Consider the following 14,821-nt stretch of genomic DNA (forward strand, 5'->3'; position numbering starts at 1 on the left):
CGGCTCACTTCCACTGAACGGGATTGGCCCCCTCCACTGGGGTCAAAGCGGTACACCATCAGTACAGCCCTCGACGATAGGACCGAACCATGACTGAGCGCGTAATCGACCGGGTGCGCGACCTCGCCGACCAGTTGCGCCACCAGGGCGCCGAAGCCGAGAAGATCGGCAAGCTCACCGACGAGACCGTGAAGATGATGAAGGCGGCGGGAAACATCCGCCTGCTGCAGCCCAAGGCTCACGGCGGCTTGGAGGTCCATCCGCGCGAGTTCGCCGAGACCGTGATGGCCACCGCGGCGCTGGATCCCTCGGCCGGATGGATCAACGGCGTGGTGGGCGTGCACCCGTACCAGCTCGCCTACGCCGACCCCAAGGTCGCCGCCGAGATCTGGGCCGAGGACGTCGACACCTGGGTCGCGTCTCCCTACGCGCCGCAGGGGGTGGCCAAGCCCGTCGACGGCGGCTACATCTTCAACGGTCGCTGGCAGTTCAGCTCGGGCACCGATCACTGTGACTGGATCTTCCTGGGCGCGATACTCGGTGACGCCGAGGGCAAACCACTGATGCCGCCGCAGATGCTGCACATGATCCTGCCGCGCCAGGACTACGAGATCGTGGAGGACTCGTGGAATGTGGTGGGGCTGCGCGGAACCGGCTCCAAGGACGTCATCGTCAAGGATGCGTTCGTACCGACATACCGGACGATGGACGCGATGAAGGTCATGGACGGCACCGCCCAGCGCGAGGCCGGGATGACCGAAACGCTGTACCTGATGCCGTGGTCGACGATGTTCCCTCTCGGCATCAGCTCGGCGACCATCGGCATCGCCGAGGGGGCCCTGGCCGCTGCGCTCGACTACCAGCGCGAGCGGGTCAACTCCAGCGGCGTGGCGATCAAGGACGACCCCTACGTCATGTACGCGATCGGTGAAGCCGCGGCGGACATCAACGCGGCCCGCCAGGAACTGTTGGCCAACGCCGATCGCATCTACGACATCGTCGACTCGGGCAAGGAAGTGTCGTTCGAGGACCGGGCCGCGGGCCGGCGCACCCAGGTGCGGGCGGTGTGGCGCGCGGTGTCGGCGGTCGACGAGATCTTCGCCCGCTGTGGCGGCAACGCGGCGCGGATGGACAAACCGCTGCAACGGTATTGGCGTGATGTGCATGTCGGCCAGGCCCACGCGATTCACGTTCCGAGCACGGTCTATCACGCGTCGGCCCTCAGCTCGCTGGGCGTGGACCCGCAGGGTCCGCTGCGGGCGATGATCTGAGAGGACAGCTCATATGGGACTGATCAAGAGCCTCGGCTACGTCACCGTCGCCACCTCTGATATCGAGCGCTGGCGGCACTTCGCCTTCAACGTGCTCGGCTTCGCCACCGGTACCGGGCCCGACGAGTCCGCGTTGTACCTGCGGATGGATGAGCGTGCTGCCCGCATCATCGTGGTACCCGGCGACTCCGACAAGATTCTGACCGTCGGCTGGGAGGTGCGCGACCACGCCGACCTTGAGCAGGTCAAGGCAGCGCTCGATACCGCCGGTGTGCCGTTCAAGCAGCTCTCACTCGAAGAGACGGACGCACGACGGGTCGAGGCGGCCATCGCGTTCGAGGACCCTGCCGGCACCTCACTGGAGGTGTTCCACGGCCCGGTCCTCGACCACTCCCCGGTGGTCACACCCTTCGGCGCGAAGTTCGTCACCGGCGATCAGGGTCTCGGGCATGTGGTGTTGCCCGCGCTCGACGTCAACGGCTTGTTCGAGTTCTACACCGAGGTACTGGGTTTCAAGTCCCGTGGCGCGTTCCGCGTTCCGGTGCCGCCGGAGTTCGGACCGGTGCGGGTCCGATTCATGGGCGTCAACGAGCGCCATCACAGCCTGGCGATCTGTCCCGCGCAGACGCTGCGCGATCCGGGACTCATTCATCTCATGGTCGAGGTCGACACCCTCGATGCAGTGGGCCAGGCCCTCGACCGGGTCAATGCCGAAGGCTTCCAGCTGTCGTCGACACTGGGTCGGCACACCAACGACAAGATGGTGTCGTTCTACGTGCGCGCTCCGGGCGACTGGGATATCGAATTCGGCACCGAGGGCATGCGGGTCGACGAAACCTATTACACGGCAGAGGAAATCACCGCAGACAGCTACTGGGGACACCAGTGGGTCACCGATCTGCCGAAGGCCATGCAGCCGTGACGCTCACCGACGACATCCTGCCGATCCCGGTCAGCGCGGTCACCGAGTGGGCCGACGAGGCCGACGTGGTGATCGCCGGTTACGGGGTGGCCGGCGCCGCCGCAGCAGTGGAGGCGGCCCGCGCAGGCGCCGATGTACTGGTACTCGAACGCACCGGCTCCTGGGGCGGAGCCGCCTCGATGGCAGGCGGATTCATCTACCTCGGCGGTGGGACCGAGATCCAAAAGTCCTGCGGGTTCGAAGATTCCGTCGACAACATGGCCGCTTTTCTCAACGCGGCGATGGGGCCCGGCGCTGATCCCGCGCGCATCGCGGATTACTGCCAAGGCAGCGTCGCGCACTTCGACTGGCTCGTGGGCTGCGGGGTGCCGTTCAAAGCCGAGTTCTTCGGCGAGCCCGGTTGGGAGCCCATGGGCGACCAGGGGCTCATGTACAGCGGTGGGGAGAACTCGTACCCGTTCAACACCATCGCAACGCCGGCTCCGCGCGGGCACGTCCCGCAGATGCAGAACAAGAAGCAGGGCGAGTCCAGCGCGGGTTTCATGCTGATGAAGGGCCTCGTCGACACGGCGACCGCGGTCGGGGCGCGCTCGCTCTATGACGTGCGGGTGCAGTCGCTGATCGTCGAGTCCGACGGCCGCGTCGTCGGCATTCGGACCCGGCGCTACGGCACTGTGCTGGATATCCGGGCACGGCGTGGAGTTGTGCTGGCCACCGGCAGTTTCGCCTACAACGACGCCATGGTCGCCAGGTATGCCCCGCGCATCGCCGGGCGCCCGGCCGCCTCGATCGAGCAGCACGACGGGCAGGCCATCCGGATGGCGCAGGCGCTCGGTGCCGATCTGGCGCACATGGACGCCACCGAGGTCGCCCTCTTCATCGATCCCCAGCAGTTGGTGCGCGGGATTCTGGTCAACGAACGTGGTCAGCGTTATGTCGCCGAGGACACCTATCCCGGTCGCGCCGGCCAGTTGACGCTGTATCACCAGAACAACACGGCCTATCTGATCATCGACGGCGACGCCCAGGAGGAGGCGATGGCCTCGCTCTCTCCCCACCTGATGATGCGGCCGCCGACCTGGGTGGCCGACACCGTCGCCGATCTGGAGGCCGAGATCGGGCTACCTCCGAACTCGCTGCAAGCCACCGTCGATGCCTATAACGACGGCGCGTCGCGCGGCGAGGACCCGCTGCTGCACAAGAAGCCGCAGTGGCTCAAGCCGATCAAGTCCCCGGTGGGAGCCATCGACCTCCGCGAGAGCACCGGCGGTTTCACCCTCGGCGGGCTGCACACCACGCTCGACGCCGAGGTACTGCACGTCAGTGGCGAGCCCATTCCGGGGCTGTTCGCTGCCGGGCGCTGCACGGCCGGCCTGGCCGCCTGGGGATACGCCAGCGGTGTGTCACTGGGTGACGGGAGTTTCTACGGTCGTCGCGCCGGCCGGGCCGCAGCAAGGGCATAGCCGCTGGTCATTGCGGCTCCCGCAACTTGAAATCGCCCAACCCCCGCCGCATCGCGGCGGGGGTTTTGGCATGACCCCGCTCGCATTCAATCGTTCATGTGACAGCACCCACACCGATATGCTACAAACAGTCATATGACTAATAGTCATATGCCGTCCAGGCATGCGGCTCGATATGGGAGGTCCTCATGACAATGGCTGTCGAGAAGACAATGGCCGCCGAGAAGCCGGGCGAGACGCCCAGCGCCGTCATCGACCGGGTCTCCCTGGTTCTCGATGCCTTCGAGGGATCTGCCCGACTGACATTGGCCGAGATCGTGCGGCGGACCGGCCTGCCACGGTCGTCGGCCCATCGCCTCCTCGAGCGCCTGGTGCACCTTCGTTGGCTTCGCCGTGACGGCCGCGACTATGAGTTGGGCATGCGACTCGTCGAACTGGGTTCTCTGGCGCTGCACCAGGACCGCATCCACCGTGCCGCGATTCCCTTGCTGCGCGATTTGCACCGGGCCACCGGACTGGTCGTCCACCTGGCGGTACTCGACGGATCCGACGTCGTATACCTGGAGAAGATCGGCGGTCAGATGGTGGCCGCCATTCCGACGCGTATCGGGGGTCGGCAGCCCGCACACTGTACGGCGGTGGGTAAGGCGATCCTGGCCGACAATTCGTCGGTCGAGGTCAATCTGGCCTCGCGGTTGACGCGGTTCTCGATCAGCACGGAACGGCAGTTGGAAGCCGAGTTGGCAAAGGTCCGCGCCCACGGTTTCGCGTTCGAGCGGGAGGAGTCGCTCGCCGGATTCGGCTGTGTGGCAGCACCGATCGGCCCAGCCGGCGCAGCCGTCGCGGCGGTGTCGGTGTGTGGTCCGATGAGCCGGATGGCATTCGATCAGCGGCTCGCCGCTCCGGTGCGGATGACGGCCATGGGTATCTGGCGTAATGCCGAAGATGGGCCTCATCGGGTGGTCCCCACCTTGCAGCCGGTCCGGCCACTGCGCGTCGGCGGCCCCGTCGGCCCGCGGACCTCTGCCACCCTGGTCCCGGCATGACGCTCGATCCGCAGATCGCAGGTTTGATCAAGACACTGGATTCAGGCTTCCCGCCTGTACACACGATGACCGGCGCGCAGGCCCGCGCCGCGATCCGCAGCCGGTTCGTCGCCAACCCTCAGCCCGAGCAGGTGGCTTCCGTTGCCGACCACCAGGTACCTGTCGACAACGGTCGTATCGATGTGCGGGTCTACCGTCCCGAGGCCTCCGAACCGCTGCCCCTGCTGGTGTACGCCCATGGCGGCGGATTCGTGTTCTGCGATCTCGACAGCCACGACGGGTTGTGCCGCAACCTTGCCAATCTCATTCCGGCTGTGGTGGTTTCGGTCGACTACCGACTGGCCCCGGAGCACCGCTGGCCGACCGCCGCCGAGGACCTCTACGCCGCCACCCGCTGGGCGGTCGATCATGCAGCCGATTTCGGCGCCGACCCGTCACGCGTCGTCGTGGGCGGCGACAGCGCCGGAGGCAACCTCGCCGCCGTGACCACCCTGATGGCCCGCGACCGCGGTGGGCCGGACCTGGCGGCACAACTCCTGCTGTACCCGGTGATCGCCGCGGACTTCGAAACCGACTCCTACCGACTGTTCGGCCAGGGCTTCTACAATCCGCGCCCGGCACTGCAGTGGTACTGGGACCAGTACGTCCCGGTGGTCGATGATCGGCAAAACCCTTACGCCTCACCGTTACACGGTGACCTCAGCGGTTTACCGCCGGCCGTCGTGGTTCTCGCCGGCCACGATCCCCTACGAGACGAGGGCATCGCCTATGCCGACGCGTTGGAGGCGGCCGGGGTGCCCGTGACCCGGCGCCCCTTCGAGGGGGGCATCCACGGATTCATGACGATGCCGATGCTCGACATCGCCCACCGCGCCCGGCGAGAGACCGGCGGGGCGCTAAGTGATCTGCTCGGCTCCTAGCACCGCACCGTAGCGCTGCTCGGGGTCGAGCACGCAGTGGGTGCGGCTGAACACCGTCACCATGCACTTGTTGTTGTGGTTGCAGCGGCTGCGTGAGGTGGGCTCGGCGATCATCGTGTTGACCCGGTCCGGTTCACGCAGCAATGCCCGACCCATGGCGAAGAAGTCGAATCCTTCCCGCATGCCCGTCTCGAGGTGTTCGAGATCGTTGATGCCGCCCAGCAGAATCAGTTTGGTGTTGCGCATGAGCGGCACGAACTGCCGGGCGGCCTCCAGCATGTAGAGGTCTCGATACGGATAGACACCCATCGTCTGTTTGCCCACCAGCCGGACCGCCGGTCGCAATGCCGGCGGCATCACCTTCGCGAACTCCTTGACCGGGACGTCGCCGCGGAACAGGTACATCGGCTTGTACACCGACGAACCCTGAGTCAGTTCGATGGCGTCGAGGGTGGCATCGGTGTCGAGAAGCTGGGCAGTCCGCAGCGCCTCGTCGATCCAGATGCTGCCCGGAAGTCCGTCGTCCATGTCGAGTTTGGCGATCACCGCGATCCGATCACCGACCACCTCGCGCACCCGCGCAGCGATCTCGCGCACGAACCGCGATCGGTTGTCGATGTCACCGCCGTACTCGTCCTTGCGGCGATTGATCAGCGGGCTCAGAAACGAGCTGGGCAGGTAGAGATGTCCGAAATGCAGTTCGACGGCGTCGAATCCGGCGTCGACGGCCACCTGCGCGGCGTCGCCGAACTGGTCGATCACCTGAGCGATTTCGCCCCGGGTGATCTCACGGCAATAGGCGAACGACGTCGGGTTGATGAACCTACTCGGCGCCACGGCGGTGACACCGGTCAGCTTCTTCTGCGCCACCACCCCGGCATGGCCCAGCTGTGCCGAAATAGCCGCCCCCGCACCGTGTACTGCGTCGGCGAGCCGGCGCAGCCCCGGCAGCGCCTGGCTGTCCATGACGATCTGGCCGGGTGCGCTCGCACCCTGCGGCGACACGCAGCAGTAGGCCACGGTGGTCATCCCGACGCCGCCCTCGGCGAAGCTGCGGTGGAAATCGATGAGGTCGTCGGTGACCAGCCCATTGGGTGAGCGGCCTTCCGACGTGGCGGCCTTGATCACTCGGTTGCGCAGCGTCACGGGCCCGAGCTGGGCCGGGCTGAACGGATCGGTCATCGCCCCACCATCGCGCCGGCATCCCTCGTCGTCAACGGTGGTATCCCGATGGCCGGGAACGCTGTGCCTCCATCAATGCGGGCGATCGTAATCTCGGTTCATGGCTGAGGTTTTCGTCATCGACAGGGTTGTCACCAAGCCTGGCTGCGCCCAGAAGTTCATCGACGCCTACCTGACCGGATATGCCCCGGGTGCCCGTGATCGCGGTATGAGCCTGCGCGATGTCCTGGTCAGCCCGCCCATCTGGTTCGACGACCGGTCCAATGTGGTCACCATTACCTGGACGCTGCCCAGCCCTCAGGCCTGGTGGCAGATGACCTGGCAGGGCCGGCCCGACCCGGCCGTTGCGCGGTGGTGGGACAGCATCACCGATCTGGTGGTGGAACGCACTCGCGAAGTGGCTTCCGGCGCGGATGACATCACAGATGTCTCACCCGTTCTGCCCGACGCAGCAGCCGGCGTTGCCACGCTCGGGGTTACCCGCCTGGTCGACGTCGACGAGTCCGAACGCGACCGCGTCCTGGACGCCCTGCGTGCCGCGGCCGAACGCAGTGGAGCGTTGCGGGCGTTGGTAGAGCCGACCCTGTCAGGATCCCGCAACGGTGGCGACATCCTGGTCCATCTGCGGTTTGCGAACGAAGCTGACTGGGAGAAGAGCGATTTCGACGAGGCGCTGACGGAACCGGCGATCACGCGCGTGAATGGAGTGACCTACCAGGGAGCTCCGTTCCGCCGCGGCATTGGCACCGTATATCGCGCACTGCTGCTGCGTGTACCTCCCGAGGTGGAGGCCGAGACCGTCGCGGCATTCGAGAGTGAACTGTCGATGATGCCCCGATACGTCCCCACCATTACCGCGTGGCAGCTCAGCCGGGTCGAGCAGGCCGTCGGCACCAGCGAATGCACCCACGTCTTCGAGCAGGAATTCACCGACGTCGCCGGACTGATGGGCCCCTACCTCATGCATCCGATCCACTGGGCGGTGGTGGACCGCTGGTTCGATCCCGAGACCACCGACATCATCGTCCGCGACCGGGTATGCCACAGCTTCTGCGAACTGCCCGGCCCCGTGCTCTCCTGAGCTGGTTGCCTAGTTCAGGGTGGGTGGCGGTTGTGGTTGGAACGGTTGGTACCACCACCAGTCTGCGCGTTCCCCGGTCGGTCCGCGGTAGGGCGGGACGTCGGGTGGCCGCGAAGTCGGCGGGCGGGCCAGTGATCCGCCGCGCAGTGTGCGGCCACGGTCATCGGTCACGACGAGCTTGTGAGCGGTACCGCTGATGGTGATGCCGCCCCGGTGATGCAGGCGGTGATGATAAGGGCACACCAGCACCAGGTTGTCGAGTTCGGTGGTACCGCCGTCTTCCCAGTGCCGGACGTGATGGGCATGTAGGCCGCGGGTGGCCCCGCACCCGGGAACGACGCAACAGCGGTCGCGGTGCTCCAATGCCCGGCGCAGGCGTCGACTGATGGTCCGTGTCGTACGGCCCACGCCGATCGGCTGGCCATGGCGTTCTAACCAGACCTCGCATGTTGCATCGCAGAGCAGGTATTGGCGCTCCTCATCTGTCAGCAGGGGACCCAGATGCAGTGAGGCGACTGGCTTGTCGGCATTCAGATGCACGATGACGTTGGTGTGCTGCCCGTGCGGGCGGCGGGCCACGTCGGAGTCCCAACCGGCCTCGACCAGGCTCATGAACGCGTCGGCATTGTTCGGGAACGGCGGGGCCTGAACTGAGGCCGCCTCACCAGTGTCCTCGTCGATGTCGTGGTCGTGTTTCCAGTCGGCGACCAGCGCATCCCGGTGCGATGCATGGGCGGCGTCGAACTTCGCCGCCTCCACTCGTGGTAACACGATCTTGTAGGTGGTGTACCCGTCACCCTCGATTCGGGTGAACGACCGCTGCGGTTCGGGTTTCGGTTCGGGTTCGGGACGTGGTTCGAGCTTGACCGCGGTTCGCAGTTGGCTGACCGTCGCGCTGGCCGCGAGTTCGGCGTAGTGCGCATCGGATCCGTCGGCGGCTTTCTCGGCGATGACCCCGACCTGATCCAGCGACAGCCGGCCCTCGCGCATCCCTTGCGCGCAGCGGGGGAACTCCTCGAGCCGACGCGCGACGGCGACGATGGTCTCGGCGTTGCGTGGGGTCACCCCAGTTTTCCAGGCCACCACTGCCGGAATCGAGCGGGCGCCGGTGGCGCCGCACAGCTCGTCGCGTTCCAGTTCGGCGACAATCTCCACCAAGCGCGCATCGATCGCGTTGCGTTGACCGCACAGCTCGGCCACTTCGTCGAACAACACCTCCAGGCGCTCACCGGGCGGCACGCGGGCATCCAAAGAGGTTGCTGCCGAAGACATGACACCATCATCTCACCGACCACCGACAAGAATTGAGGGCCGACTCAAACCCCCGCGGGCAGGATGTTCGGATTCGCCGCCGCAGGTGGCTGCAGCGCAGGCAATACGGTTCTGCCGTCCAGTGAGTGCACCGGAAGTTGTTGCGACCACGGGTAGTGCAGGCTGAACGCCACCAGACCGGTCCGCTCCGCGGCAGGCAGGTGACACATCGCCAGTACCGTTTCGGCCAGGTATTCGACCGGTTCGGTCGGAAAGCTGTCCGGAATCAGCGACGCCGCGCCCGGCGTGCGCACAGCCGTCGACGGTCCGACGCAGTTCACCGCAATGTCGGCATCGAGCAGTTCGGCGGCCACGCCCTGGGTGAACCGATGCAACGCAGCCTTGCACGACGCGTAGATCACGTCGCCCGCGGTCTTGTTGTAGTCCCGGTAGGGCCGCACCGGGGCCACCCCGGTCACCGATCCGATGTTGACGATCCAGCCGGCACCCTGATTACGCATGTGCGGCACAGCGGCTTTCGTCAACGCGAACGGGGTCTTCAGGTAGTGCTCCACGGTACGGTCGAAGGTCTCGACCGGCATGTCCTCGACGACCGAATAGTCGGCATAGCCGGCGTTGTTGACCAGGATGTCCAACCGACCCGTGCGTTCGATGACGGCCTCGATCAATCCGTCGCGCGCAGTGGCATCTTCGAGATCAGCAGCGACTCCGAAGGCCGAACCGCCGGCGTCTTCGATGAGAGCGATGGTCTCCTCGATCGTTCCCGGGATCGCCTCGGTGACTCCGGCCCGCGTGGACGGGGTCGGAGTGTACGACCGCGCGGTCACCGCAACCGTCGCCCCTTCGGCCGCCAGCCGCTGCGCGATGGCGCGCCCGATCCCCCGGCTGCTTCCGGTGACCAATGCCGTTTTACCGGCGAGCATCTGGTTCATCGGAGAACGAAATCCTCTTCGATCGGTGCGCGGTGCTGATGCCACAGATCCACCAGGCGGTACGGCGTGGCCACCACGACACGTCCGGACTGCGATCGGTAGTAGGTGTGGGCATTGGGCGTGTGACACCACACTGTGCCCTGCATGGTCTTGTCGATCCCGTCGACGTAATCCGCGAACGCGGCCTGGGTGACTTCCATGGTCGACGCGCCGCGCAGCGCCATCAGCTGCAGGCATTCCAGGATGTAATGCGCCAAGATCTCCATCGAGAAGTTGGCCCCCGCACCATGTCCCGGGCTGTAGTTCGGCGCGGAGGTGATGAACAGGTTCGGGAACCCCGGTACGGTACCGCCGCGGTACGCGCTGGGACTGTCGCCCCACACCTGGGCCAGGGTCTTGCCGTCCCGACCCCGAATATCCACGGTGGACAGGAAATCCAAGTGGTAACCGGTCGCGTAGATGATCACGTCGAGGTCGATCTGGCGACCGTCGGCGGTGATGATGCCGCGCTCGTTGATCTCCGCGGGTTCGCTGGCCTCCACGTCGACATGGTCGCGGGTAAGCGCGTCGTAGTAACCGCCTGGGTCACGGATGATCCGCTTGCCGTACGGGGCGAAATCCGGCGTCACCTTCTTCGCCAATTCGGTTCCAGCACCGAACATCCGGTCGATGTATCCCAGGCACATCTGCAGAAGCACATCGTTGACTGGTGAAATCGACAGGTGCGTCTTGGACCATTCGGGGTCCTGCAGGATGATGGGGTAGTTGTTGTCGGCGGTACCCCAGTACGACTTGAGCCGGTGCCACATCGAATAGAACGGCAATGCACGCCCCAGATAGCGACGGTGTGCGGGCACCTCGTCGGAAGGGCGCTTTCGGGGGGCAACCCAGTGCGGTTGGCGTTGGAAGACGGTGAGGTTCTCGACCTCGTCGACGCAGGCGTCGACAATCTGCACCGCAGTGCAACCGGCACCGATCACCGCGATCTTCTTACCCGTCAGATCCAGTGACGGGTCCCATTGCGCCGAGTGAATACTCGTTCCAGCGAAGGTATCTGAACCTTTGATCTCCGGGAATCGGGGACGGTTCAAGTAGCCCGCTGCGGTGACGACGACAGTGGCATGGTCGATGCTCTGGGTGCCATCGGCAGACCGGGAGTGGATCTCCCACTGCGCCCGCTCCTCGTCCCACCACAAGGCTTCGACCTCGGTGCCGAACCGGATGTGACGACGCAGGTCGTGTTTGTCGGCCAGCGAGACAAGGTAGGCCTGGTACTCCGCGCCCTGCGGATAGTAGTTCGACCAGTCCGGGTTCACCTCGCGCGACAGCGAGTAATACGCCGAGGGCGTATCCACGCCGATGCCCGGGTAGGTGGTGGTCAGCCAGGTGCCGCCGACTTCGTCGTTGCGGTCGAAGATCTCGAACTGCACGCCCTCCTCCGCAGCGGCCAGCGCGACCGCGATACCTGCGATACCGGCACCGATGATCGCCACCGTGGTGGACGAGGGAATCGGCGTGGTGCGCGGCAACGTCGGATGTGACGGGCGGAATCCGCCTTGCTCCAACAGCAGGTCGACGTGTTCGTCGTCGACAGGACCACCCAGCGCGATCGGCAGCAGACGGGCGAAGAACCCGCGATCGTCTACCGGCAGCGCACCAGCCGGACGCGGCCGACCGAGCGCGGCAATGATTTCGTCCGCCAGCATCTCGGCCGTCTGGGGATCGGTCGATCCGGCCCGCTCCGGCGGATCGGGAACGTGATCGATCTTGGATGCATACCGATCGATGACCGCCGGATCACCCGTCATCTGCGCCAACACCGCGACCAGGACACCGGGGTCCGCCTGCAGGAGGTGGGCGCGCAGGACGTCAGGGTCTGCGGCGCGATCCGCGAGTGACGAGGATTCAGTGGTAGCGGTCATGGTTTCGAGTATCGAAGGGTCGGGCCCCGCACCGCGCCCTCCCTGTCTACTGAGCGGGAGACGAACCACCGCCGCAGCGGGTGGCGTGCCTACTCTGCCGACCATGCATTCCGACGACCTTGCCGCCGTCATCGCCCGGGCCCGCAGCCACAGCCTCGCAGATATCCCCCGCCGGTCGGCGCGTAAGCAACCTGAGAAGACCGCCATCATCGATGGCGACGTCGCCCTGAGTTTTGCCGAGTTCGATCACCTGGTGGACCGCGCGGCGGCCGCGTTGCACGAGAACGGGTTACTTCCCGGTGACCGAGTGGCGTTGTTGTCGCGCAACTGCTGGCAGTACGCGGTGTTGGCATTCGCCACCGCCCGCGCCGGTGTGGTGCTGGTGCCGATCAATTTCATGCTGATGCCAGAGGAGATCTCCTACATCCTCGGCCACAGTCAGGCCGCCGGATTCATCGTCGAGGCCGACCTGATCCCGGTGGCCGAACAGGCCATGGCCGCGGGGACAGCAGTCCGCACGAAGGCAGCACTCGTCCCCTCCGGCCAGACATGCGCCGGCGACTGGCCTGATTTCGCCGAATGGCTCACCACCACCGCGAACGTTCCCGATTGCCGAATCGACGACGATCAGCTGCTGCGGGTCATGTACACCAGCGGCACCGAATCCCGACCCAAGGGCGTGATGCACAGCAGCCGCAGCTTGATGTGGCAGTACATCAGCACCATCGTGGCCGGCTCGATGTCCGGCGACGACGTCGAGATCCACTCCCTGCCTCTGTATCACTGCGCGCAGTTGGACAACTTCCTGGCTACCGACATCTACCTGGGTGCCACCAGCATCATCCTGCCTCGGCCGGATCCGGAGCTGGTACTGCGGACGATCGAGCGCCACCGCGTCACCAATTACTTTGCGCCACCGACGGTGTGGATCAGCCTGCTGCGCTGTCCCGTGTTCGACGAGGTCGACCTGTCCAGCCTACGCAAGGGGTACTACGGCGCCTCACCGATGCCTACCGAGATCCTGCACGAGATGCGCAGGCGTCTACCCAATCTGCGGCTGTGGAACTTCTACGGCCAGACCGAGATGGCCCCACTGGCCTCAGCCCTGGGGCCAGCCGAACAGGACGCCCACGCGGGGGCGGCCGGCCGACCTGTCGTCAACGTCGAAACGATCATCCTCGATGACAACGACGTGCCGGTCACGCCCGGCACCGTCGGCGAAATCGCTCACCGCAGCCCGCATCTGATGCTGGGCTACCTCGACGACGAAGATAAGACAGCCCAGGCCTTCGCCGGCGGCTGGTTCCATTCCGGCGACCTGGGCTACTACGACGAGCACGGCCTGCTACACGTCGTCGACCGCAAGAAGGACATGATCAAAACCGGCGGCGAGAATGTCGCCAGCCGCGAGGTCGAAGAGATTCTCTACCGGCACAACGGCATCGAAGAGGTCGCGGTATTCGGCGTGGCACACCCGGTCTGGGTCGAAGCGGTCGTCGCGGCGGTGGTGACTCGTGTCGGCACCACCCTGACCGAACAAGACATACTGCGGCACTGCCGCGAGCATCTGGCCGGTTTCAAGACTCCCAAACAGGTGTTCTTCGTCGATTCTCTGCCGAAGAACCCCAGCGGCAAACTGCTCAAACGTGATCTGCGGCAGCGATTCGGTCTCGAATTCACAAGCAACTGAAGGGATACACGATGTACAAGGGACGGATCGCGCGATTCGACGAGCCCGGCAAGCCATTCCAGATCGAAACCGTCACCCTGCCTGACGTCGGGCCCGGGGAAATTCTGGTCCGGGTCCTGCGGACGAACATCTGCGGTTCAGATGTACATGCCTGGCATGGCACCTTCGCCACGCGCGGCTTGGGTGGACAGCTACCGACCGTCCTGGGTCACGAGATGGTCGGCGCCATCGAGGTGCTGGGTGACGGAGTAACCGCCGACTCCAACGGCAGATCCCTGGCCGAAGGCACCCGAGTGGTGTTCCCGTACTTCTACTGCTGCCACAAATGCCGAAACTGTCTGGCGGGGCGCCGTAACGCCTGCCTGAACCTGAAAATGGCGATGTTGGGCCGCGCCGACGAACCGCCATACTTTGTCGGCGGCTACGGCGACTACTACCTGTTGCCCGCCGGGGCAGTCGTTTACACGGTGCCCGACACTCTGAGCGATGACATCGCCGCGGGTGCGAATTGTGCGCTGTCACAGGTCATGTATGGACTTGAACGCGTCGACCTGCAGCTCGGTGAGCACGTCGTGGTTCAGGGAGCCGGCGCACTCGGTCTCTACGCGGTGGCCGTGGCCAAAGCACGCGGGGCAGCCAACGTCATCGCCATCGACGGAGTGCCCGAAAGATTGGAGCTGGCAACGGCATTCGGAGCTGACTCGGTGATCGACCTCAACGAGGTCGCCACGCCCAAGGACCGCGCCAAAGCAGTACGCAAGTTGACCGACGGCCAGGGCGCCGACGTGGTGGTCGAGGTTGTCGGACACCCGTCGGCCATCGACGAGGGTCTCCAGATGCTCGCCCAGTTCGGCCGCTACGTCGAGATCGGCAACATCAACATCGGCAAGACCTTCGAGTTCGACCCGTCACGGTTCGTCTTCACCAACAAGACCATGGTCGGGGTCTCCCTGTATGACCCGGCAGTCCTGTCCCGCGCATTGGCCTTCCTGGACAGCCACCAGCATCAACTGCCGTTCGATCGGCTCGCCGCGGCGTCGTACTCACTCGACGACATCAACGAAGCGTTCAGCGCAGCTGACGGCAAGCGCGACGTCCGCGCCAGCATCGCACCATAAAC

Annotated in this window: 12 protein-coding genes; 8 read left to right on the forward strand and 4 right to left on the reverse strand. The window is 65.5% G+C overall.

Features of this window, described 5'->3' with window-relative positions:
• Nucleotides 1-89: 89 nt before the first annotated feature.
• The 5 genes from AC4LGL_RS26855 to lipP1 all read left to right on the forward strand — a co-directional run bounded on the left by AC4LGL_RS26855 (nt 90) and on the right by lipP1 (nt 5,622).
• Nucleotides 90-1,271, forward strand: a complete 1,182-nt coding sequence (locus AC4LGL_RS26855; protein WP_491841427.1) for an acyl-CoA dehydrogenase family protein — start codon at nt 90-92, stop codon at nt 1,269-1,271.
• Nucleotides 1,272-1,284: 13 nt separating this feature from the next.
• Nucleotides 1,285-2,193 carry a biphenyl-2,3-diol 1,2-dioxygenase gene (bphC, locus tag AC4LGL_RS26860; RefSeq protein WP_491841428.1) on the forward strand — a complete coding sequence of 303 codons (909 nt, stop codon included), beginning with the start codon at nt 1,285-1,287 and terminating at the stop codon, nt 2,191-2,193.
• A complete protein-coding gene (locus AC4LGL_RS26865; protein WP_491841429.1) occupies nt 2,190-3,656 on the forward strand; it encodes an FAD-dependent oxidoreductase in 1,467 nt (488 codons plus the stop codon). The genes bphC and AC4LGL_RS26865 overlap by 4 nt, the downstream gene beginning before the upstream one ends.
• Before the next feature lie 212 nt (nt 3,657-3,868).
• Nucleotides 3,869-4,702 (forward strand): IclR family transcriptional regulator, encoded by an 834-nt coding sequence (locus AC4LGL_RS26870; RefSeq protein WP_491841496.1) that lies wholly within the window; start codon nt 3,869-3,871, stop codon nt 4,700-4,702.
• Entirely contained in the window at nt 4,699-5,622 is a 924-nt protein-coding gene (gene lipP1 / locus AC4LGL_RS26875; RefSeq protein WP_491841430.1) for a LipP1 family hormone-sensitive lipase, read from the forward strand. Before AC4LGL_RS26870 ends, lipP1 begins: the two co-directional genes overlap by 4 nt.
• Here the strand turns inward: lipP1 and AC4LGL_RS26880 are convergent.
• Nucleotides 5,599-6,804 carry an NADH:flavin oxidoreductase gene (locus tag AC4LGL_RS26880; RefSeq protein WP_491841431.1) on the reverse strand — a complete coding sequence of 402 codons (1,206 nt, stop codon included), beginning with the start codon at nt 6,802-6,804 and terminating at the stop codon, nt 5,599-5,601. The genes lipP1 and AC4LGL_RS26880 overlap by 24 nt on opposite strands.
• Nucleotides 6,805-6,904: 100 nt before the next feature.
• Here AC4LGL_RS26880 and AC4LGL_RS26885 point away from each other — a divergent pair, with 100 nt between their 5' ends.
• Entirely contained in the window at nt 6,905-7,885 is a 981-nt protein-coding gene (locus tag AC4LGL_RS26885; protein WP_491841432.1) for a Dabb family protein, read from the forward strand.
• Nucleotides 7,886-7,894: 9 nt separating this feature from the next.
• Here the strand turns inward: AC4LGL_RS26885 and AC4LGL_RS26890 are convergent, their stop codons facing one another.
• The 3 genes from AC4LGL_RS26890 to AC4LGL_RS26900 are packed head-to-tail and all read right to left on the reverse strand — an operon-like array spanning nt 7,895 to nt 12,011.
• Nucleotides 7,895-9,157 (reverse strand): HNH endonuclease signature motif containing protein, encoded by a 1,263-nt coding sequence (locus tag AC4LGL_RS26890; protein ID WP_491841433.1) that lies wholly within the window; start codon nt 9,155-9,157, stop codon nt 7,895-7,897.
• A gap of 44 nt (nt 9,158-9,201) precedes the next feature.
• Nucleotides 9,202-10,089 (reverse strand): SDR family NAD(P)-dependent oxidoreductase, encoded by an 888-nt coding sequence (locus tag AC4LGL_RS26895; RefSeq protein ID WP_491841434.1) that lies wholly within the window; start codon nt 10,087-10,089, stop codon nt 9,202-9,204.
• Nucleotides 10,086-12,011 (reverse strand): flavin-containing monooxygenase, encoded by a 1,926-nt coding sequence (locus tag AC4LGL_RS26900; RefSeq protein ID WP_491841435.1) that lies wholly within the window; start codon nt 12,009-12,011, stop codon nt 10,086-10,088. Before AC4LGL_RS26900 ends, AC4LGL_RS26895 begins: the two co-directional genes overlap by 4 nt.
• 103 nt (nt 12,012-12,114) lie before the next feature.
• Between AC4LGL_RS26900 and AC4LGL_RS26905 the strand changes: the two genes are divergently transcribed.
• Both AC4LGL_RS26905 and AC4LGL_RS26910 read left to right on the forward strand, forming a co-directional pair.
• Entirely contained in the window at nt 12,115-13,701 is a 1,587-nt protein-coding gene (locus AC4LGL_RS26905) for an acyl-CoA synthetase (RefSeq protein WP_491841436.1), read from the forward strand.
• An 11-nt stretch (nt 13,702-13,712) separates the two neighbouring features.
• Nucleotides 13,713-14,819, forward strand: a complete 1,107-nt coding sequence (locus AC4LGL_RS26910; protein WP_491841437.1) for a zinc-binding dehydrogenase — start codon at nt 13,713-13,715, stop codon at nt 14,817-14,819.
• Nucleotides 14,820-14,821: the final 2 nt, after the last annotated feature.

The organism is Mycolicibacterium arcueilense, from assembly GCF_058536225.1.